Annotated in this window: 15 protein-coding genes; 7 read left to right on the top strand and 8 right to left on the bottom strand. The window is 61.2% G+C overall.

Translation table 11 applies throughout. The features are described 5' to 3' along the window. Positions 1–11 precede the first annotated feature (11 nt). The 7 genes from LRO94_RS17400 (at position 12) to tssK (ending at position 9,951) form a co-directional block, all read left to right on the top strand. Positions 12–494: an Hcp family type VI secretion system effector gene (locus LRO94_RS17400; protein ID WP_032889711.1), complete on the top strand. Its 483-nt coding sequence runs from the start codon at positions 12–14 to the stop codon at positions 492–494. Positions 495–557: 63 nt separating this feature from the next. After that, positions 558–1,076: a type VI secretion system baseplate subunit TssE gene (gene tssE / locus LRO94_RS17395; RefSeq protein ID WP_095184434.1), complete on the top strand. Its 519-nt coding sequence runs from the start codon at positions 558–560 to the stop codon at positions 1,074–1,076. Continuing rightward, a complete protein-coding gene (gene tssF, locus LRO94_RS17390; protein WP_179178791.1) occupies positions 1,073–2,950 on the top strand; it encodes a type VI secretion system baseplate subunit TssF in 1,878 nt (625 codons plus the stop codon). The genes tssE and tssF overlap by 4 nt, the downstream gene beginning before the upstream one ends. After that, positions 2,935–3,954: a type VI secretion system baseplate subunit TssG gene (tssG, locus tag LRO94_RS17385; RefSeq protein ID WP_032889704.1), complete on the top strand. Its 1,020-nt coding sequence runs from the start codon at positions 2,935–2,937 to the stop codon at positions 3,952–3,954. The genes tssF and tssG overlap by 16 nt, the downstream gene beginning before the upstream one ends. Continuing rightward, positions 3,947–6,586, top strand: a complete 2,640-nt coding sequence (tssH, locus tag LRO94_RS17380; protein WP_179178792.1) for a type VI secretion system ATPase TssH — start codon at positions 3,947–3,949, stop codon at positions 6,584–6,586. Before tssG ends, tssH begins: the two co-directional genes overlap by 8 nt. Positions 6,587–6,591: 5 nt before the next feature. Further along, positions 6,592–8,553 carry a type VI secretion system Vgr family protein gene (locus LRO94_RS17375; protein ID WP_179178793.1) on the top strand — a complete coding sequence of 654 codons (1,962 nt, stop codon included), beginning with the start codon at positions 6,592–6,594 and terminating at the stop codon, positions 8,551–8,553. A 51-nt stretch (positions 8,554–8,604) separates the two neighbouring features. Continuing rightward, positions 8,605–9,951 (top strand): type VI secretion system baseplate subunit TssK, encoded by a 1,347-nt coding sequence (gene tssK, locus LRO94_RS17370; protein WP_179178794.1) that lies wholly within the window; start codon positions 8,605–8,607, stop codon positions 9,949–9,951. A gap of 83 nt (positions 9,952–10,034) precedes the next feature. Here tssK and nuoN read toward each other — a convergent pair whose 3' ends face one another. From nuoN to nuoG, 8 genes are read right to left on the bottom strand one after another with little or no spacing between them, the layout of a single operon-like run. Then, on the bottom strand, positions 10,035–11,498 hold the full coding sequence (gene nuoN, locus LRO94_RS17365) for an NADH-quinone oxidoreductase subunit NuoN (protein WP_179178795.1): 1,464 nt from the start codon (positions 11,496–11,498) through the stop codon (positions 10,035–10,037). Between the two features lie 7 nt (positions 11,499–11,505). Then, on the bottom strand, positions 11,506–13,038 hold the full coding sequence (gene nuoM / locus LRO94_RS17360; protein WP_017527174.1) for an NADH-quinone oxidoreductase subunit M: 1,533 nt from the start codon (positions 13,036–13,038) through the stop codon (positions 11,506–11,508). A 55-nt stretch (positions 13,039–13,093) separates the two neighbouring features. Further along, positions 13,094–14,947, bottom strand: a complete 1,854-nt coding sequence (nuoL, locus tag LRO94_RS17355; protein ID WP_099601015.1) for an NADH-quinone oxidoreductase subunit L — start codon at positions 14,945–14,947, stop codon at positions 13,094–13,096. Then, positions 14,944–15,252 (bottom strand): NADH-quinone oxidoreductase subunit NuoK, encoded by a 309-nt coding sequence (nuoK, locus tag LRO94_RS17350; RefSeq protein WP_003174727.1) that lies wholly within the window; start codon positions 15,250–15,252, stop codon positions 14,944–14,946. The genes nuoL and nuoK overlap by 4 nt, the downstream gene beginning before the upstream one ends. 2 nt (positions 15,253–15,254) lie before the next feature. Further along, complete coding sequence (nuoJ, locus tag LRO94_RS17345) at positions 15,255–15,758, bottom strand: NADH-quinone oxidoreductase subunit J (protein WP_017527176.1); 504 nt, start codon at positions 15,756–15,758, stop codon at positions 15,255–15,257. Positions 15,759–15,767: 9 nt separating this feature from the next. Further along, positions 15,768–16,316 (bottom strand): NADH-quinone oxidoreductase subunit NuoI, encoded by a 549-nt coding sequence (gene nuoI / locus LRO94_RS17340; RefSeq protein ID WP_003174725.1) that lies wholly within the window; start codon positions 16,314–16,316, stop codon positions 15,768–15,770. 11 nt (positions 16,317–16,327) lie between these two features. Further along, the gene (gene nuoH, locus LRO94_RS17335) at positions 16,328–17,335 is read right to left on the bottom strand and encodes an NADH-quinone oxidoreductase subunit NuoH (RefSeq protein WP_003174724.1); all 1,008 of its coding nucleotides are present in this window, start codon (positions 17,333–17,335) and stop codon (positions 16,328–16,330) included. Next, positions 17,332–20,046 carry an NADH-quinone oxidoreductase subunit NuoG gene (nuoG, locus tag LRO94_RS17330; protein WP_032889693.1) on the bottom strand — a complete coding sequence of 905 codons (2,715 nt, stop codon included), beginning with the start codon at positions 20,044–20,046 and terminating at the stop codon, positions 17,332–17,334. The genes nuoH and nuoG overlap by 4 nt, the downstream gene beginning before the upstream one ends. Between the last annotated feature and the right edge of the window lie 15 nt (positions 20,047–20,061).

The raw sequence follows: 20,061 nt of genomic DNA, 5'->3' as shown, positions 1-20,061 counted from the left end.
AGGTACTCACCATGATCCTGCTGAACTTTAAAGGCACCCCAATCAAAGGCACTTCCACCGTCGACGGTCACAAAGACTGGATCACCCTCGACGCTATCCAAATGGGGGTTTTCCGAGCGATTTCCTCCAGTGGCGGCGGTGCCGACCGTGACACCAGCAACCCTTCGTTCTCGGAAATTTCCGTGACCAAACTGGCCGACGTGGCCTCGGCCGATCTGTTTATGCAGGCTGTGTGCGGCAAGAGCCTGGGCGATGCCGAGATCCACTTTGTCCATACGGGCGGCGCGGACAAAAAACAGCAAGTGTTTCTTAAGATCATCCTGGGCGGCGCGATTATCAGTGCTTACTCCGCCAGCAGCACTGGCGATCGACCGGCCGAAACCCTTTCGATCAACTTCACCACCATCAGCTATGCCTATGACGCCTTCAACGGTGACACGGTAATCACCGGTACGCCGAAGAAGTGGGACTTGGAAAAGAATCAGAAGATCTGATTCGGATGCCCGACGGTGGGTGGGTTCGCCCGCCCGCCGTCCTGTCGATGGAGGCCTCAGCGCATGGCTGAACTAACCAGTCTCGAACGTTTGCAACCGTCCTTGCTCGATCGCTTGAGTGATGACGACACCGCGCAGGTTTTCGAGCCTCGCGACAAGCGCGTGTTGTCCATGCGCCGCTTGCGCAAGGCGGTATTACGCGATTTGGGGTGGCTGCTCAACAGCACCAGTCTGGGCAGCTTTCGCGACCTGAGGAAGTGCCCGTTGGCGGGACAATCAGTGCTCAATTTCGGGCTGCCCGATCTCGCGGGAAAGACGGCTGCCGGCCTGGACCGCGAAGCGTTGGGACGCCGCATTCGCCAGGCGATCTGGGATTTCGAACCGCGGATTTTGCGCGAAAGCCTGCGTGTCGTGCCGGTTGCCTCCTCGGGTGCAACCATCAGTCCCAACCAGATGACCTTTGAAATTCATGGCGAACTCTGGGGCCAACCGTTGCCCGAGCGCCTGTACCTGAAGACCGAACTCGACCTGGAAGCAGGCGAGGCGCGGATCTTCGATATTGAGACAAGGGACGTGCGTTGAACGCAAAACTGCTGCGCTATTACGAGCGTGAGCTGGCGCATCTGCGGGAAGTTGGCGGTGAATTCGCCCGCGACTACCCCAAGGTTGCCGGCCGCCTGGGGCTGGAAACCTACGCCTGTGCCGACCCCTATGTTGAACGGTTGTTGGAAGGTTTCAGCTTTCTCGCCGCGCGGGTGCAACTGAAGATTGACGCCCAATTCCCACAATTTACCCATCACCTGCTGGAACTGATCTACCCACACTACTTGGCGCCAACGCCATCGATGGCGGTGGTGCAACTGCACCCGGACATGGGCGAGGGCAGCCTGGCCGCCGGCTTCAAGGTGCCACGCCACACGGCATTGCACAGCCAGTTGGGCAAGGGGGACCAGACCGCCTGCGAATTTCGCACTGCCCATGAGGTAACCCTGTGGCCGGTGGAGTTGGTCGAGGCGCGCTATTTCGCCTGCAGCACGCAGGTGGCCGGGGTTGACCTGTCACGTCTCGGCGCAGTCAAGGCCGCGTTGCGCCTGCGCTTGAGCGTCGGGGCTGGCCTGGCTTTCAGCGACCTGGCCCTCGACACCCTGCGGCTGCACATCCGTGGCGGGGACGGCACGCCCGCGCGGGTTCTTGAGCAGCTGTTGGCCCAAGTGGCGGGCGTGCTGGTCATGCCCATGCAAGCGTCTGGGGACTGGCATCAGCTGCTGCCCAGCAGTGCGATTCGCAGTGTGGGCTATAGCGACAGCGAAGCCTTGCTGCCCATCGGGCCGCGTTCGTTCCAGGGTTATCGCTTGTTGCAGGAATACTTCGCCTTGCCGCAACGCTTCATGTTCGTCGACGTGGTGGGGTTGGCGAGCAGTGTCAGCCGCTGCACCGCCGAGCAACTGGAGCTGATCGTGTTGTTCAAGACGGCAGACCCGTTACTTGAGCAAAACCTCAGTGCCGCCAATTTCGCGCTGTATTGCACGCCGGCGATCAACCTGTTCCCGATGCGCACCGAGCGTGTGCACCTGGATGAACAGCGCTCTGAATACCATGTGAGCCCCGACCGCACACGGTCAATGGACTACGAGATCTACGAAATTGAAGGGGTGACCGGTTACGGCAGTGGCGCCGAGGCCAGTCAGACATTCGAACCCTTCTACCGCGCCAACGACCTGCAGGGGCGCACGCCGCCGCGTGCGTACTACCAGGTACGGCGCGACACGCGGGTTTTGTCCGAACAGCAGCGCAGCCGAGGCCCGCGCTCCAGTTATGGGGGCAGCGAGGTATTCGTGTCGCTGGTGGACGGCGAGCAGGCTCCTCACCGCAGCGACCTGCGCCAATTGGGCATCGACGCCCTGTGCAGCAACCGCGACCTGGTGCTGAGCATGCCTGTGGGCAGTGGCAGCACCGACTTCAGCGTCCAATCCGCTGCGCCGGTGCAGTCGGTACGTTGCGTGGCAGGGCCCACGGTGCCCGCGCCGTCGTATGCCGAAGGCGATACCGCATGGCGTCTGGTCAGCCATTTGTCCCTTAACTACCTGTCACTGCTGGACCAGGACACGGAGCAGGGCGCTGTAGCCTTGCGTGACATGTTGCGCCTGTATTGCCGCGTCGACGATGCCGTTGCACATAAACAGATCGAAGGCGTGCGTTCGGTGACTGCGCAGAGCATCGTGCGGCGCCTGCCATTGTCTGGACCCGTCACCTATGGGCGAGGTTTGCAGATCAGTGTGAGCGTGGATGAGTCTGCGTTCGAGGGTGCAGGCGTCTGTGTATTGGGGTCGGTGCTGGAACAGTTTTTCGCCAAGTACGTGTCGCTCAACTCATTCACCGAGACGCGGATCGTGAGCGCGTCACGCGGCGTGATCATGCAGTGGCCTGCGCGGGTGGGCAGATGCGAGATCCTCTGAGCCTGCTCAGCGAGCTTGAAGCGCATCCGGGTCGGTTTGATTTCTACGCGGCATTGCGCCAGTTGGAATGCGCCTTTGCGCACCTGCCGCGCATCGGCGAGGCCACGCGCCCGGCGGACGAGGCGGTGCGTTTCGGCCAGCATTCCTCGCTGGCGTTTGAGCCGGCAATGATTGCGGGCCTCATACCCGGCGACACGCCTAAACTGCTGCTCAATTTCTTCGGCCTGATGGGCGCCAATGGCCCGTTGCCGATTCACCTCACCGAATACATTCGCGACCGTCAACGCAACCTCAACGACCCTACGCTGGCGGCATTTTGCGACGTGTTTCATCACCGCATGATCAGCCTGTTCTATCGCGCCTGGGCCAGTGCCCAGCCAACGGTGAGTCTGGACCGTCCGGGGGCGGACCGCTTTGCCAACTACCTGGGATCATTGCTCGGTATTGGCCTACCGTCGCTGCAGGCGCGCGACGGCGTGGTGGACCTCGCCAAGCTGCATTTCGCCGGTCGCCTGGGACCGCAAACACGCAATGCCGAAGGCCTGGCCGCCTTGCTTGGCGACTACCTTGGCGTTCCCGTAGAGGTCGAGCAATTTGTCGGCCACTGGATGACCCTGCCCCGTGACGGGCTGTGCACCTTGCGCAGCGGTCCGGACGCGGTGGTGCTCGGCCAGGCCACGGTCATGGGCCGGAAAGTCTGGAATGCCCAACACAAGTTTCGCCTGCTGATTGGCCCTCTGGACCTGACACAAACCCGCCGTTTGCTGCCCGGTGGCGACAGCCTGCAACGGGTGCAGGATTGGGTGCGTCAGTACGTCGGCATGGCGATGGACTGGGACGTCAACCTGATCGTCAAGAAAGAACACCGGCCTCGCTTGCGCCTGGGGTCCACGTCATTGGGCTGGACCAGTTGGCTGAGCAGCAGAGCGCCCCAGCGGGATGATCGGCAATTGCTGATCAAGCCTCGACCCTCATTTTCTTCTCAAGGAACTGCCCATGGCTGATATCAGTCGCGTCGCGCTTTTCGGCAAGCTCAACAGCCTGTGCTACCGGGCGATTGAAAGCAGCACTGTGTTCTGCAAACTGCGCGGCAATCCCTATGTCGAGCTGGTGCACTGGTTGCAGCAGTTGTTGCAATTGACCGATTCGGACCTGTTGCGCCTGGTCCGCCATTACGGCATTGATCCGGTGGTGTTGGACCGGGACCTCACTGCCGCCCTAGATCGTTTGCCTAGGGGCTCGACCTCGGTGACGGACCTGTCCTCGCAGGTCGAGGAAACCGTGGAGCGTGCTTGGGTCTACGCGACCCTGATGCTGGGTGAGTCCCAGGTGCGTTCTGGCCATTTGCTGCTGGCGATGCTGAAAACTCCGGCATTGCGTAATGGTTTGTATGGTGTGTCCCGGGAGTTCAACAACGTCAGGACCGACGATCTCAGCGAGCAGTTTGGCGCGTTGCTCAAGGATTCGCCCGAGGCCCGCATGACGGCCAGCGACGGGTACCAGGTGCCGGGTGAGGCTGTCGGTGCACTGGCGCCCGACCGTCAGGAAGGCCTGAAGCGCTTCACTGTCGACCTGACCGAGCAGGCGCGGCGAAACACGATGGACCCTATCGTCGGACGCGATGAAGAGATCCGGCAGGTCATCGATATCCTGATGCGCCGTCGCCAGAACAACCCGCTGCTGGTGGGCGAGGCGGGCGTGGGCAAAACTGCTGTGGCGGAAGGATTCGCCCAGCGCATCGCCCGTGGCGACGTGCCGCCTAGCCTGCGGGACGTACAATTGCTGGCCCTTGATGTCGGCCTGTTGCAGGCCGGTGCGAGCATGAAAGGTGAGTTTGAACAGCGCCTGCGCTCGGTCATCGATGAGGTTCAAGCCAGCGTCAAACCGGTGGTGCTGTTTATCGATGAAACCCACACCCTGGTCGGCGCAGGTGGCGCCGCGGGTACCGGCGATGCGGCTAATCTGCTCAAGCCGGCCCTGGCCCGTGGCACCTTGCGTACCTTGGGTGCAACCACGTTTGCCGAGTACAAAAAACACATCGAAAAAGATCCGGCCCTGAGCCGGCGCTTTCAGACGGTGCAGGTCGATGAGCCTGATGAAAGTCGTGCGCTGCTGATGCTGCGCGGTCTTGCCTTCAGCCTGCAGGAGCACCATCAGGTGCAGATCCTCGATTCGGCGCTGGAAGCGGCCGTGCGTTTGTCCAATCGCTATATCCCGGCGCGCCAGTTACCGGACAAGGCGGTGAGCCTGATCGACACCGCGTGCGCCCGCGTCGCCATCAGCCTGCACGCCACCCCGGCGGAAGTCGATGACAGCCGCCGGCGTATCGAATGCCTGGAAACCGAGCAGGCGATCATCCAGCGTGAACGCGCCATGGGGGCGCAAACCTCAAGTCGTTGTGCATCGGTCGATGCGTTGCTGGCGACTGAGCGAGAGCGCCTGAAGGTCCTTGGCAGCCGCTGGCATAGCGAGCTGGCGCTGGTCATGCAGATCTTGCGTCTGCGTAGCCGGTTGGTCGATGTGGATGCCGATGAACCTGAAGCGGGCCGGTTGGAACTGCGTCAATTACAGGAGCAATTGGCGCTGCTGCAAGGCGAGACTCCGTTGGTCCTGGTCAACGTCGACGAACAGGCCGTCGCGGCGGTAGTACAGGACTGGACCGGCATCCCCGTGGGTCGCATGGTCAAGAATGAAATCGAGAACGTGTTGCACCTGGCAGACCGTTTGGGCCAGCGCATTATCGGTCAGGATCATGGACTGGAGATGATCTCGCGACGTATCCAGACCTCCCGCGCGGGCCTCGACAATCCGGGCAAACCGGTGGGGGTGTTCATGCTCGCCGGTACCTCCGGGGTGGGTAAGACCGAGACGGCCCTGGCCCTGGCCGAGGCGTTGTATGGCGGCGAGCAGAACGTCATTACCCTCAATATGAGCGAATACCAGGAAGCCCACAGCGTCTCCACCCTCAAGGGCGCGCCGCCTGGTTACGTGGGCTACGGCGAAGGCGGCGTGCTCACCGAAGCAGTACGGCGCAGGCCTTACAGCGTGGTGCTGCTGGACGAAGTGGAGAAGGCGCACTCGGATGTGCACGAACTGTTTTTTCAGGTGTTCGACAAGGGTTGGATGGAAGACGGTGAGGGGCGAGTCATCGACTTCAAGCACACCCTGATCCTGCTGACCACCAACGTCGGCACTGACCTGATCGCCCGCCAGTGCCGTGACCCGCTGGCAATGCCAGAACCGCAAGCCCTCGCAAAAGCCTTGCGTGAGCCGTTGCTGGAGGTCTTCCCGCCGGCTTTGCTCGGACGCCTCGTGGTGATCCCGTATTACCCCCTCAGCGACGCCATGCTCCACCGCATCATCCGCCTGCAACTGGAGCGGATCAGACAGCGCATCGCTGACAGCCACAAGATTCCCTTCACGTACAGCGATGACGTGGTGCAGTTGATTGCCAGCCGCTGTACCGAGCTGGAAAGCGGTGGGCGGATGATTGACTCAATCCTGACCAACTGCTTGCTGCCAGCAATCAGCCGTGAGTTCCTCGATCGTCTGTTACAGGGCATCCCGGCCAGCCAGGTTGGGGTCAGCGTGGAAAACGGCGAGTTTGCCTATGTCTTTTCCGAGTCCGCGAGGTAGTCCCTATGGCAACCAGTCAAATGCATCGTGACATTCAGGTCAGCAGTGTGCTCGGCGACGATGTGCTGCTGTTTCGCAGCATGCAGGCATTCGAGGGGCTGTCTCGTCTCAGTGAATACGAGGTGGAGCTGTACAGCGAACGCGCCGACCTGGACATCAACGACTTGCTCGCTACGCCGATGAGCATTGCGGTGGACTTGCCCAAGGGCGGTAGTCGTTACTTCAGCGGGCATGTGAGCCACTTCTCCATAACCGGTCGTCAAGGGCGCTATACCACGTGCAAAGCGGTGTTGAGGCCGTGGTTGTGGTTCCTGACACTGGCCAGCGACTGCCGTATTTTCCAGGGCCTGAGCGTGCCGCAGATCCTCAACCAGGTGTTCGCGCCTTACAGCATTGCCGATGTCGACACCTCGGGCCTGAGTGCGGACTACACGGCACTTAACTATTGCGTGCAATACCGCGAGAGCGATTTCAACTTTGTCAGCCGGCTGATGGAGCAGGAAGGTATCTACTACTTCTTCAAAAGCGCTGCTGGCCGTCATACCTTGGTACTTGCCGATTCCTGCGGCGCGCATTCGCCGGCGCCGGGCTATGCCCAACTGCGCTACATGCCGTCCCAGGATCACGCCCTGCGCGAAAGCGAGGTGATCTACGCCTGGCACATGAGCGGCGAGGTGGCGCCGGGCGGCTATACCCTGAAGGACTTCGACTTCGAAAAGCCCAGCGTCAATCTGATGGTCAAGTCGGCCATGCCTGGTGACTACCCGCAGTCTCGTCACGAACGTTACGACTATCCGGGTCGATACACCGAGCGCAAACAGGGCGAAACCTATGCCCGCACCTTGATTGAATCGCTGCAGACCGGCGCCAGTCGGATCAGCGGTGCCACTCGTGCCCGGGGGCTGTTCCCGGGAGCGTTGATGACCTTGGCCGAGCACCCGCGCAGTGAACAGAACGCGCAATGTTTGCTGCTGGAAGCGCGTTACACGTTGTCGTTAGACACCTATGAGCCGACGCCACCGACCGAGCCCGCGCCCGTGCTGACTTGCGAGTTCGTGGCCATGCCGCACCAGCAGCCATTTCGAGCACCTTGCGTATCGCCCAAGCCACGGATGCACGGTCCGCAGACCGCCAAGGTGGTGGGCAAACAGGGCGAAGACATCTGGACCGACAAATACGGACGGATCAAGGTGCAGTTCCACTGGGACCGCGAGGGCAAGGGCGACGAAAACAGCTCATGTTGGGTCCGAGTAGCCCATGGCTGGGCCGGCAAGCGTTGGGGCAGCCTGCATATCCCGCGTATCGGCCAGGAAGTGGTGGTCAGCTTTCTCGACGGCGACCCCGACCAGCCGTTGGTCACCGGCAGCGTCTATAACGCGGAATCGCTGCCGCCCTATGCACTGCCAGAAAATGCCACCCGCTCGACCCTCAAGACCCATTCTTCAAAGGGCGGTGGTGGCTACAACGAACTGCGCTTCGAGGACAAGAAGGGTTCGGAGCAGGTGTTCCTGCACGCCCAGAAAAACTTCGACCAGCGAGTGCTCAAGGATGCCCTGGACTGGGTAGGCGGCGACCGTCACTCCAGAATCGACCAGGACCTGCGCGAGAAGGTCGGCGGTGATCGTCATTCCTCTGTGGACGGCAACCGCAATGAAAAAACCAGCGGTGCGGTGTCGATGAGCGCCGGCAGCGAGATGATTATCGAGGGCGCCATGAAGACGGGTATCACCGCCGGTACCGATGTGCATATCAAGGGCGGGGCGAACGTGGTGATCGAAGCCGGCGCGAGCATCACCTTGAAGGTCGGTGGGGCCTTTATGACCTTTTCTCCAGGCTCGATTCTCGCTTCGGCCATGCCTGTGCCCTTGCCTCAGGCCGCAACCGCTGCCACCGCCGCAGCATTGGCAGCGGCCACCGGGCCTGCGGGTGTACCGCTGCCGCCCAAGGAGGCCGACGATGGCAAGTAAGTCGTTGTCGAGTCTGTCTGCTTCTACCGTTGCCCATATTGGAAGAACTTAATGTCCTGGAAACACAAAGTGGTTTGGTCCGAAGGCATGTTGTTGCAGCCTCAGCATCTGCAACAACATGACCGTTTCCTGCAAACCCAGCTGGAGGCACGGGTCACGGCGTTGCGTGCGTATGGCTGGGGCTTTTCGGCGTTGGACATTGACCCGCAGCAACTGGCTCTGGGCAAGGTATCGTTGCTTTCATACAGCGGTATATTCCCGGATGGAACGCCTGTCGGCCTGCCATTCGATGATGAAATGCCGCCGCCCCTGACCATCCCCGATGATGCGCGCGACCTGACTGTGGTGTTGGCGTTACCAAGCTTGCGTCCCGGGATCCCGGAGGTTGACGACAACCCCAGTATCGAAAATTTCGCCCGTCTTCGCAGCGCAGAATACGAAGTCTGGGACAGTAATGGACTGGACAGCAGTGCGCTGATGAGTGTCGGCAAGTTGCGCGTGCGTCTGGCCTTTGAGGGCGACGTGGCCGATGCCTACACCTCACTGGGTATCGCCCACGTGTTGGAAAAGCGCGCCGACAACTGTGTGGTGCTTGATCGCGGCTACTGCCCGCCCTGTCTGGATATCCGGGCGGCCGAATGCCTCAAGGCGATGGTCGATGAGGTCGCAGGGCTGGTGCAGCAGCGGGGCGAAGCCACGGCCTCGCGCGTGGCCCGGCTCGATGGCAGTGGTGCAGCGGACATTGCCGATGTCCTGCAACTGCAGGTGCTCAATCGTAGCCTGCCGCTGATGCGCCATTTATCGACCATGAGCGGCCTGCATCCCGAGCAACTGTATCGCGACCTCTCGGCCCTGGCCGGTGAGCTGGCAACGTTTAGCCGCGACGATAAGCGCACGCCTGCCTACCCGGTGTATCGCCATACGGCCCTGGCAGAAACGTTTGCTCCGGTGATGCTTGAACTGCGTCGGATGCTCTCGACCGTGATGGATACGCGGGCCATCGCTATTCCCTTGGAAGAGCGCCAATACGGCATCCGTGTGGCCGTGCTGCCGGACCGGGCGTTACTGGCCTCGGCCACCTTCATCCTGGTGGTTCAGGCTCAAATGGCGGCCGACAGCGTGCGCAGCAGTTTCCCCTCCCAGGTCAAGATCGGCTCGATGGAGAAAATCCGCGACCTGGTCAACCTGCAACTGCCGGGTGTTGGCCTGCGGCCTTTGCCGGCAGCCCCACGGCAATTGCCGTTCTATGCGGGCTGCACGTATTTCGAACTTGATCGCAGCAGCGAGTATTGGCAACTGTTGAGCCAGTCGAGCGGTTTTGCGATCCATGTACCCGCCGGGTTTCCTGGGTTGGATATGCAGTTTTGGGCCATCCGCGATTTGGCCCAAAACGAGTGAGGTGAACGCCCTGTTGCAGGGCATCCAGAAACGCAAAACGGCGCCCGAAGGCGCCGTTTTGTTTACTGCATCCCGCTAAGCGATCAAACGCCCAGTACCGCGTGCTGCACCAGGGTGAGCAACGGTTGTGGGTACACGCCCAGGAAGAACGCGAGCAGGGCGATGGCCAGCAGCATCACGCCGCCTGCCTTCTGTTCCCAATGCAGCTCGGCATCCACACGGCGCAGGTTTGGCTCGATCAGGTACAGGGTGACCATCACGCGCAGGTAGTAGAACACGCCGATAGCGCTGCCCAGTACCAGGGACGCAACCAGCCACCACTCGTGGGCTTCGACACCGGTAGCGACGATGTAGAACTTGCCGATGAAACCCGCGGTCAGCGGGATACCGGCCAGGGACAGCATCATCACGGTCAGTACGGCGGTCAGGTACGGGCGGCGCCAGAACAGGCCGCGATACTCGTACAGGGCGTCAGCGTCACGGCCTTTGTACGGCGAGGACATCAGCGTAATTACACCGAAGGCGCCGAGGCTGGTGATCACGTAGGTGACCAGGTAAACGCCGATGGCTTCCATGGCCAGGCCTTTGCTCGCCACCAGGGCGATCAGCAGGTAGCCGAAGTGAGCGATGGACGAGTAACCCAGCAGACGCTTGAGGTTGTTCTGGGTCAGGGCCAGCAGGTTACCGAACAGGATCGACGCGATGGCGATCACGGTCAGCACGTTGCTCAGCACGCCGGTATTGGCAGCAGGCGAGATCTGGAACAGACGCACCATCACGGCAAACACAGCAACCTTGGACGCGGTAGCCAGGAACGCAGCCACCGGCGCCGGGGCGCCTTCGTACACGTCTGGGGTCCACAGGTGGAACGGCACCAGCGACAGCTTGAATGCCAGGCCGATCAGCATCATCGCCAGGCCCAGTTGGGCAATCGGCGCCGGGCTGTTGGTGGCAGCCAGTGCATGGCCGATACCGGTGAAGCTCAGGCTGCCGGCTTCGGCGTAGAGCAGGGCCATACCGAACAACAGGAACGCGGAACCGGCAGCCGACAGCACCATGTACTTGATGCCGGCTTCCAGGGAACGCTTGTTGAAGAAGGCGTAAGCCACCAGGCCGTAGGTCGGGATGGACAGCAGTTCCAGGCCGATGAACAAGCCGGCCAGGTGCTGTGCGCTGACCAGCACGATACCGCCGGCCGCAGCCAGCAGGATCAGCAGGTACAGCTCTTCGCGGTTGCCTGGGTAGCCGGTGCCGCCTTCGCCGAGGTAGGCGTGGGCGAGGGTGACGCAGGCGAGGGTGGCGACGAGGATCAGCGCGATATACAGCAGCGCGAAGTCATCGACCATCATCAGCGGGGTCACCGCCAGTGGCGCGACCTTGAGTGCCGGGATAATCGACAGCAAAGCCAGGTTCAAACCGGCACAGGACAGCAGGAACGTTTGTGAGTGATTGCGGCGCCAGGCGATTGCCAGCATCACCACCACGATGGTGAGGCTGGTAATCAGCAGCGGCGCAAGCGCGATAAAGTGTTGGATCGTGAATTCCATAGCGCTCTTACCGGGCCGAAGCGAGTTGAGAGAAGGCGGTGCCGAACCACTGCTGCACGCCATGCATCGTTGCGGCAGAAGTGTCCAGGAACGGTTGCGGGTACACACCGATGTAGATCAGCAGCACCGCAAGGCCGAGCACCATGATCAGTTCGCGAGCATCCATCCCTTTCAGGACGGTGTCGGACTTGGCCGGGCCGAAGTAGGCGCGGTGGATCATGATCAGCGAGTAGACCGAACCGAATACCAGGCCGGAAGTAGCAATGGCGCTGATCCAAGGCGTTTGCACGAAGGCACCCATCAGGATCAGGAACTCGCCGATGAAGTTGCCGGTACCCGGCAAGCCCAACGAGGCAGCGGCAAAGAACAGGCTGATCGCCGGCAGGTACGCGATGCGCGACCACACGCCGCCCATCTCACGCATGTCACGGGTGTGCAGGCGCTCGTACAACTGGCCACTCAGGATAAAGAGTGCAGCGGCGGAAACACCGTGCGCCAACATCTGGATCACTGCACCTTGCAACGCCAGTTGGCTGCCGGAGTAGATGCCGATCAGTACGAAGCCCATGTGGGAAACGGACGAGAAGGCAATCAGACGCTTGATGTCGGTTTGCGCGAACGCCAGGAACGCACCGTAGAAGATCCCGATCAGACCCAGGGTCATGGCAATCGGCGCGAACTCCGCCGAGGCGTTCGGGAACAGCGGCAGCGCGAAACGCAGCAGGCCATAGGCAGCGGTTTTCAGCAGGATGCCGGCCAGGTCAACGGAACCTGCGGTCGGTGCCTGGGCGTGAGCGTCAGGCAGCCAGGAGTGGAACGGCACCACCGGCAGCTTCACCGCGAACGCGATGAAGAAGCCCAGCATCAGGATGTACTCGGTGGTCAGGGACATCTTGGTTTTCAACAGGTCGGCGTAGTTGAACGTAATCACGCCTGTGCTGTTGAAGTTGACCAGTACCAGACCCAGGATCGCCACCAACATGATCAGGCCGGAAGCCTGGGTGAAGATGAAGAACTTGGTCGCCGCGTAGATCCGGGTTTTCTTGCCGTCCGAAGAACTGTGACCCCAGAGCGCGATGAGGAAGTACATCGGCACCAGCATCATTTCCCAGAAGAAGAAGAACATGAACAGGTCGAGGGCGAGGAACACGCCGACAACGCCGCCCAGGATCCACATCAGGTTCAGGTGGAAGAAGCCCACGTGACGCTGGATCTCTTTCCAGGAGCAGAGTACCGAGAGGATACCCAGCAGGCCGGTCAGCAGGATCATCAACAGCGACAGGCCATCGAGGGCCAGGTGCACGTTGATGCCGAAGCGCTGGATCCACACGTGCTTGAATTCAAGCGCGAAAGTCGGATCGACACCCGGTGCCGGAGCGAATGAATAGTCACCGTGGGCCCACAGCCAGAGGCCGAGTGCGAGTTCCAGGGACATGGTCAGCAACGCAATCCAGCGGGGGAGGGTGGCGCCGAAGCGTTCACCCATCCAGCAGAGCAGGCCGCCGATGAAGGGGATCAGGATTAGCCAGGGCAGAATCATGACAGGCTCGTTTCCTTTCGCAAGTTTGCAAAGTTCGCAATGTACATAGACATGGTCAGACCGCCACGACAACGATGGCGCCGATCACCAGCACGGCACCGACCGCCATGGACGCTGCATACCAACGCAGTTGGCCGGTCTCGCTGCGGCTCAGGGCGGTGTGACCGGCCTTGGCGGCGCGCGGGATCAAACCGATGGTCTGGTCGAGCGGGTCTTTGCGCAGTACATGGCTGATAGCCAGGTAAGGCTTGACGAACAGTTTGTCGTAGATCCAGTCGAAGCCCCAGGCGGCGAACCACCAGGCCGACAGGAAGCGGCCAATGCCACTGTTGGCCACGGCCGTCACGAAGCGACGCTTGCCGAGGAACAACAGCGCGGCCAGCAGGATACCCGCGATGGCAATGGCGCCCGAGGCGATTTCCAGGCTGTGCTTGGCGGCGCCACCGGCATGGCCGGCGCTTTCCGGCAGTACACCGGCCAGGGGCGGGGTGATCAGGGCGCCGACGAAGGTCGACAGCACGATCAGCACCGACAGTGGCAACCAGTGGGAGATGCCGTGACCTGCGTGCGCTTCGGTCTTGGCTTCACCGTGGAACGTGATGAAGATCAGGCGGAAGGTGTACAGCGAGGTCATGAACGCACCCACCAGGCCTGCGTAGAGCAGGTTCTGGTTACCGCTGGCAAAGGCTTCCCAGAGGATTTCGTCTTTCGAGTAGAAACCGGCGGTCACCAGTGGCAGTGCGGCCAGGGCTGCACCACCGACGATGAAGCTGGCGTAGGCCAGCGGCAGTTTCTTCCACAGGCCGCCCATCTTGAAGATGTTCTGCTCGTGGTGGCAGGCAACGATCACCGCACCGGAGGCAAGGAACAGCAGGGCCTTGAAGAAAGCGTGAGTCATCAGGTGGAAGATCGCCGCGTCCCAGGCGCCAACGCCCAGGGCCAGGAACATGTAGCCGATCTGGCTCATGGTCGAGTAGGCGAGGATACGCTTGATGTCGGTCTGCACCAGCGCGGCAAAGCCGGCCAGCACCAGGGTCACGCCGCCGACGATGCCCACCAGGTGCAGGATGTCCGGCGCCAGGGTGAACAGGCCGTGGGTACGGGCGATCAGGTAGACACCCGCAGTTACCATCGTAGCGGCGTGGATCAGTGCCGACACTGGGGTAGGACCGGCCATCGCATCCGCCAGCCAGGTTTGCAGCGGCAGTTGCGCAGATTTACCCACGGCGCCACCCAGCAGCATCAGGGTCGCCAGAGTGATCCAGAAGTCGCCGACCTGGAATTTCTGTGGTGCCAGCACCAGCAGTTCCTGGATGTTCAGCGTGCCCACCTGTTGGAACAGGATGAACAGGCCGATGGCCATGAACACGTCGCCGATGCGGGTAACGATAAATGCCTTGAGTGCCGCGTTACCGTTGTTGCGGTTGCTGTAGTAGAAACCGATCAACAGGTACGAGCACAGGCCCACGCCTTCCCAGCCGAAGTACAGGAACAACAGGTTATCGCCGAGCACCAGGAACAGCATGCTGGCGATAAACAGGTTGGTGTACGAGAAGAAGCGCGAGTAGCCCGCTTCACCGCGCATGTACCAGGACGCGAACAGGTGGATCAGGAAGCCCACGCCGACGACCACGCCGAGCATGGTGATCGACAGGCCGTCGACGTAGAGGGCGAAGTTAGGCTTGAAGCCTTCCACCGACATCCACTGCCACAGCACCAGGGTGTAGTGACCACCTTCCGGCGGCGCTACGTTGAATTGCCAGATGACGTAGGCGGCCACGATGGCCGACAGGCCAATGGAACCCACGCCGATCAGGGCCGAGAGGTTTTCCGACCAGCGTCCACGGGAGAACGACAGCAGCAGGAAACCGATCAGGGGAAATACGAAAGTCAGAAAGATCATGTTCATCCGCGCATCTCACTGGCAGCGTCGATATCAAGCGTGTGGAAGCGACGATACAGTTGCAGCAGGATCGCCAGGCCGATACTGGCCTCGGCGGCTGCCAGGCTGATCACCAGGATGAACATGACTTGTCCATCGGGCTGGCCCCAACGTGCACCTGCAACGATGAACGCCAGTGCCGCAGCGTTCATCATGATTTCCAGGCTCATCAACACGAACAGAATGTTACGGCGAACCATTAGGCCGACCAGGCCAAGGCAGAACAGGATGCCGGCAACCGCCAGACCATGCTCCAAAGGGATAGCAGGCATCGTCATTGCTCCTTGGCTTCGTTGCGGCCCAAGTGGAAGGCGGTGATGGCTGCCGCGAGCAGCAGCATCGAAGCCAGTTCGACCACCAGCAGGTACGGGCCGAACAGGCTGACGCCCACGGCTTTCGCGTCTACGGTGGTGTGGCCGATGGCCTGGCCGCTCTGGTGAGCGAACAGCACATACAGCAGCTCACCCAGCAGCAGCGCTGCGAGGACAACCGGGCCGAGCCAGATGCCGGGCTTGAGCCAGACGCGTTCCTGGGCGACCGAAGCCGGCCCAAGGTTGAGCATCATCACCACAAACACGAACAGCACCATGATGGCGCCGGCGTAGGCGATCACTTCGAGCACACCGGCGAACGGTGCGCCGAGGCTGAAGAACGTCATGGCCACGGCGATCAGCGAAATGATCAGGTAGAGCAGGGCGTGCACGGGGTTAGTGTTGGTGATCACACGAAGCGTGGACACCACTGCAATACCCGATGCGAAATAGAAAGCGAATTCCATCTTTCTTCCTTAAGGCAGCAAGCTCTTCACGTTGATCGGCTCGGCTTCGTTTTGTGCGGCGCCTTTCGGCTTACCGGCAACGGCCATACCTGCAACACGATAGAAGTTGTAATCAGGGTTTTTACCGGGACCAGAGATCAGCAGATCTTCTTTCTCGTACACCAGGTCCTGACGTTTGAACTCGGCCATCTCGAAATCCGGTGTCAGCTGGATTGCGGTGGTCGGGCAAGCTTCCTCGCAGAGGCCGCAGAAAATGCAGCGCGAGAAGTTGATACGGAAGAAGTCCGGGTACCAGCGACCGTCTTCGGTTTCAGCTTTCTGCAGGGAGATGCAACCCACCGGGCACGCTACGGCGCACAGGTTGCAGGCTACGCAACGCTCTTCGCCATCGGGGTCGCGGGTCAGCACGATACGGCCGCGATAGCGCGGCGGCAGGTACACCGCTTCTTCCGGGTATTGCAGGGTGTCGCGTTTGCGGAAACCGTGACCGAATACCATCACCAGGCTTCGCAACTGGGTACCGGTACCCTTAACGATGTCGCCAATATATTTGAACATGGGTCAAATCCTCACTGAACCGCGGCCGCTGGCGTGTTCAACAACACAACGGCAGCAGTCACCAGCAAATTGATCAGGGTCAGTGGCAGGCAGAAGCGCCAGCTGAAATCCATCACCTGGTCGTATCGTGGACGCGGAATGGAAGCGCGCAGCAGGATAAACAACATGATGAAGAACGCGGTCTTCAGGAAGAACCAGAAGAACGCCAACTGCGGCAGGATGCCGAACGGACCGTGCCAGCCGCCGAAGAACAGCGTCACCAGCAGGGCAGAGATCAAGATGATGCCGATGTACTCACCGACGAAGAACATGCCCCATTTCATGCCGGCATATTCAATGTGGTAACCGTCGGCCAGTTCCTGTTCTGCTTCAGGCTGGTCGAACGGGTGACGGTGAGTCACGGCGACGCCAGCGATGAAGAAAGTACAGAAGCCGAAGAACTGCGGAATGATGAACCACAGGTTCTGCGCCTGGTACTCGACGATGTCGCGCATGTTGAACGAGCCGACCTGCACCACGATGCCCATCAGCGCCAGGCCCATGAACACTTCGTAGGACACGGTCTGCGCCGAGGCACGCAAGCTGCCCAGCAGGGCGAACTTGTTGTTACTCGACCAACCGGCGAACAACACCGCGTAGACCGACAGACCGGCCATGGCGAAGAAGAACAGCAAGCCGATGTTCAGGTCCGCCACGCCCCAGGTCGGGGTGATCGGGATGATCGCGAAGGCAATCAGCAAGGCGCTCATGGCCACGACCGGCGCCAGGGTGAAGATCACCTTGTCGGCAAACGGTGGGGTCCAGTCTTCCTTGAAGAACATTTTCAGCATGTCGGCAGCGATCTGGAACATGCCGAATGGGCCAACGCGGTTCGGACCGTAACGGTCCTGCCACCAGCCCAGCAGGCGACGTTCGACGAAGCTGAGCAGGGCGCCCGCAACGACCACGGCCAACAGGATCACGATGGCCTTGACGACCGAGATGATCACGTCGATCACTTCAGGGGTGAACCAGGTCATTGCGCTGCCTCCTGCAGACCGTCAACGGTTTTGCCAAAGATCGCAGGCGGAATGCCGGCGAGGCCTTTAGGCAGTGCAACCAGGCCAGCACCCAACGCTTCGTTGATACGCAGCGGCAGACGCAGAGTCTGGCCGGCCACGTTCAGGCTGAGCACGGCACCGTCGTTGACGCCGAGACGGTCGGCTTCGGACTTGGCCACGGACACGTACGCTTCTGGGATGCGGCTTTGCACCGGCGCGGCCTTGGAAGAGTTCTCTTCGCTGCCGAACAGATGGAAGAACGGCACAACTTGCCAAGTGCCCTGGGCCGGGTTGAACGGGCGCGGTACTGCTGCGAACCAGTTCAGCGAGTCACCGGTGCTTTCGATCAGGCGGGTGCCTGGGTCGCCAGCGCGGATGTGACCACCGACTTCGTCCTGGAACTTGTTCCAGGCTTGTGGCGAGTTCCAGCCCGGCGACCAGGCAAACGGCACCTGCTGACGCGGCTCGACTGACCCCGAGTAACCTTCCATGGAGAAGGCGAACGCGGTGTCGTTGTCTTGTGGGGTACGCGGTTCGTGCACGCTGATGTCGGCGCGCATGGCGGTACGACCGGAGTAACGCAGCGGTTCACGGGCCAATTTCATGCCCTTGATGCGGAACGCGGCGGACGGTGCGGCATCGACGATACGCGCAAGCTGCGGTGTGCTGCCGGCGACGGCTGCGGTCACGTGGTCCAGTTGGGTCCAATCGATCGGTTGGTTCAACAGGGTCGCGCGCAGGGCATGCAGCCAGCGCCAGCCTTCGTGAACCAGGATGCTGGCGTCCATGTACTTCGGATCGAATACCTGGAAGAAGCGCTGGGCGCGGCCTTCCTGGCTGACCAGGGTACCGTCGCCTTCGGCAAAGCTCGCCGCTGGCAATACCAACTGAGCGCGGTCGCTGGTGGCGGTCTTCTGGTGGTCGGCCACGATCAGAACTTTGGCGGCGTTCAGTGCAGCGTCAACCTTGGCGGCGTCGGTGCGTGTGTACAGGTCGTTTTCCAGCACCACCATGGCGTCGGCGTTGCCGTCGATCACGGCTTGCAGGCCAGCGTCCAGGGACTCACCACCCAGCATGGCCAAGCCTAGGCTGTTGGCTTCCGGCACGACCAGGCTGATGGAGCCGTTCTTGTCGCGCAGCTTCAAGGCCTTGGCGATGTTGGCGGCGGCTTCGATCAATGCTTTGGAACCCAGCGAGGTACCGGCAATGATCAATGGACGCTTGGCTGCCAGCAGGGCGTCGGCAATGCGTTGGGCCAATTCGACGGCTTCTGTGTCCAGGCCTTCGACGGCAGGCGCGCTGGCGTCCAGGGCGTGGGCCACGGCGAAACCGATGCGGGCGAGGTCGTCCGGTGCAGCGTGGACGCATTCTTCGGCGATGTCGTCGAGCTTGGTTTCAGCGATGCTGGCGATAAACAGCGGGTTCAGCGCGTGCTGGCCAATGTTTTTCACCGCAGCGTCCAGCCATGGCTGTACGCGCATGGCGTCGGCCATCTCTTCAGCCTTGCCTTTGACCGACTGACGCAGGGACAGCGCGATACGCGCGGCGGTCTGGGTCAGGTCTTCACCGAGCACGAAGATGGCATCGTGGTCTTCGATGTCGCGCATGTTCGGCACTGGCAGCGGGCTGTCGTTCAGCACTTGCAGGACCAGACGGATGCGTTCCAGCTCACCAGCTTCGATGCCGGAGTAGAAGTGCTCGGCACCGACCAGTTCGCGCAACGCGTAGTTGCTTTCGAGGCTGGCGCGAGGCGAACCGATACCGACGATATTACGACCGCGCAGCAGGTCGGCGGCTTTATCCAGCGCGTCGTCCAGGCTCAGCTTAGTGCCGTCGGCCAGCAGTGGTTGGCGCGGGCGATCCTTGCGGTTGACGTAGCCATAGCCGAAACGGCCACGGTCGCACAGGAAGTACTGGTTGACCGAACCGTTGAAGCGGTTTTCGATACGACGCAGTTCGCCGTAGCGTTCGCCCGGGGAAATGTTGCAACCGCTGGAGCAGCCGTGGCAGATGCTCGGGGCGAATTGCATGTCCCACTTACGGTTGTAGCGCTCGGAGTGGGTCTTGTCGGTGAACACACCGGTCGGGCAGACCTCAGTGAGGTTGCCGGAGAACTCGCTTTCGAGCACGCCGTCTTCAACGCGACCGAAGTACACGTTGTCGTGGGCGCCGAAGACACCAAGGTCGGTGCCGCCAGCGTAGTCTTTATAGAAACGTACGCAGCGGTAGCAGGCGATGCAGCGGTTCATCTCGTGGGAAATGAACGGGCCGAGGTCCTGGTTCTGGTGGGTACGCTTGGTGAAGCGATAACGGCGCTCGTTGTGGCCGGTCATCACCGTCATGTCTTGCAAGTGGCAGTGACCGCCTTCCTCACAGACTGGGCAGTCGTGGGGGTGGTTGGTCATCAGCCATTCGACAACGCTGGCGCGGAACGCCTTGGATTCTTCATCTTCGATGGAGATCCAGGTGTTGTCGGTGGCTGGGGTCATGCAGGACATGACGATACGACCACGGGTGTCGTTCTCGTCGGTGTATTGCTTGACCGCACACTGGCGACAGGCACCGACGCTACCGAGTGCGGGGTGCCAGCAGAAATACGGGATGTCGAGGCCTAGTGACAGACATGCCTGTAACAGGTTGTCCGCCCCATCGACTTCGAGCGCTTTGCCGTCTACGTGGATAGTGGCCATGGTTCAAAGTTCTTC

Source organism: Pseudomonas sivasensis, from assembly GCF_021391435.1.
Taxonomy (GTDB): Bacteria; Pseudomonadota; Gammaproteobacteria; order Pseudomonadales; family Pseudomonadaceae; genus Aquipseudomonas; species Aquipseudomonas sivasensis.
This window is presented reverse-complemented; position numbering and strand designations above follow the sequence as displayed.

What these genes read in the sequence shown, in the direction of transcription:
- LRO94_RS17400 (WP_032889711.1), top strand. Translation starts at nt 12, where the DNA reads ATGATCCTGCTGAACTTTAAAGGCACCCCAATCAAAGGCACTTCCACC.
- tssE (WP_095184434.1), top strand. Translation starts at nt 558, where the DNA reads ATGGCTGAACTAACCAGTCTCGAACGTTTGCAACCGTCCTTGCTCGAT.
- tssG (WP_032889704.1), top strand. Translation starts at nt 2,935, where the DNA reads ATGCGAGATCCTCTGAGCCTGCTCAGCGAGCTTGAAGCGCATCCGGGT.
- tssH (WP_179178792.1), top strand. Translation starts at nt 3,947, where the DNA reads ATGGCTGATATCAGTCGCGTCGCGCTTTTCGGCAAGCTCAACAGCCTG.
- LRO94_RS17375 (WP_179178793.1), top strand. Translation starts at nt 6,592, where the DNA reads ATGGCAACCAGTCAAATGCATCGTGACATTCAGGTCAGCAGTGTGCTC.
- tssK (WP_179178794.1), top strand. Translation starts at nt 8,605, where the DNA reads ATGTCCTGGAAACACAAAGTGGTTTGGTCCGAAGGCATGTTGTTGCAG.
- nuoN (WP_179178795.1), bottom strand. Translation starts at nt 11,498, where the DNA reads ATGGAATTCACGATCCAACACTTTATCGCGCTTGCGCCGCTGCTGATT.
- nuoM (WP_017527174.1), bottom strand. Translation starts at nt 13,038, where the DNA reads ATGATTCTGCCCTGGCTAATCCTGATCCCCTTCATCGGCGGCCTGCTC.
- nuoL (WP_099601015.1), bottom strand. Translation starts at nt 14,947, where the DNA reads ATGAACATGATCTTTCTGACTTTCGTATTTCCCCTGATCGGTTTCCTG.
- nuoK (WP_003174727.1), bottom strand. Translation starts at nt 15,252, where the DNA reads ATGCCTGCTATCCCTTTGGAGCATGGTCTGGCGGTTGCCGGCATCCTG.
- nuoJ (WP_017527176.1), bottom strand. Translation starts at nt 15,758, where the DNA reads ATGGAATTCGCTTTCTATTTCGCATCGGGTATTGCAGTGGTGTCCACG.
- nuoI (WP_003174725.1), bottom strand. Translation starts at nt 16,316, where the DNA reads ATGTTCAAATATATTGGCGACATCGTTAAGGGTACCGGTACCCAGTTG.
- nuoH (WP_003174724.1), bottom strand. Translation starts at nt 17,335, where the DNA reads ATGACCTGGTTCACCCCTGAAGTGATCGACGTGATCATCTCGGTCGTC.
- nuoG (WP_032889693.1), bottom strand. Translation starts at nt 20,046, where the DNA reads ATGGCCACTATCCACGTAGACGGCAAAGCGCTCGAAGTCGATGGGGCG.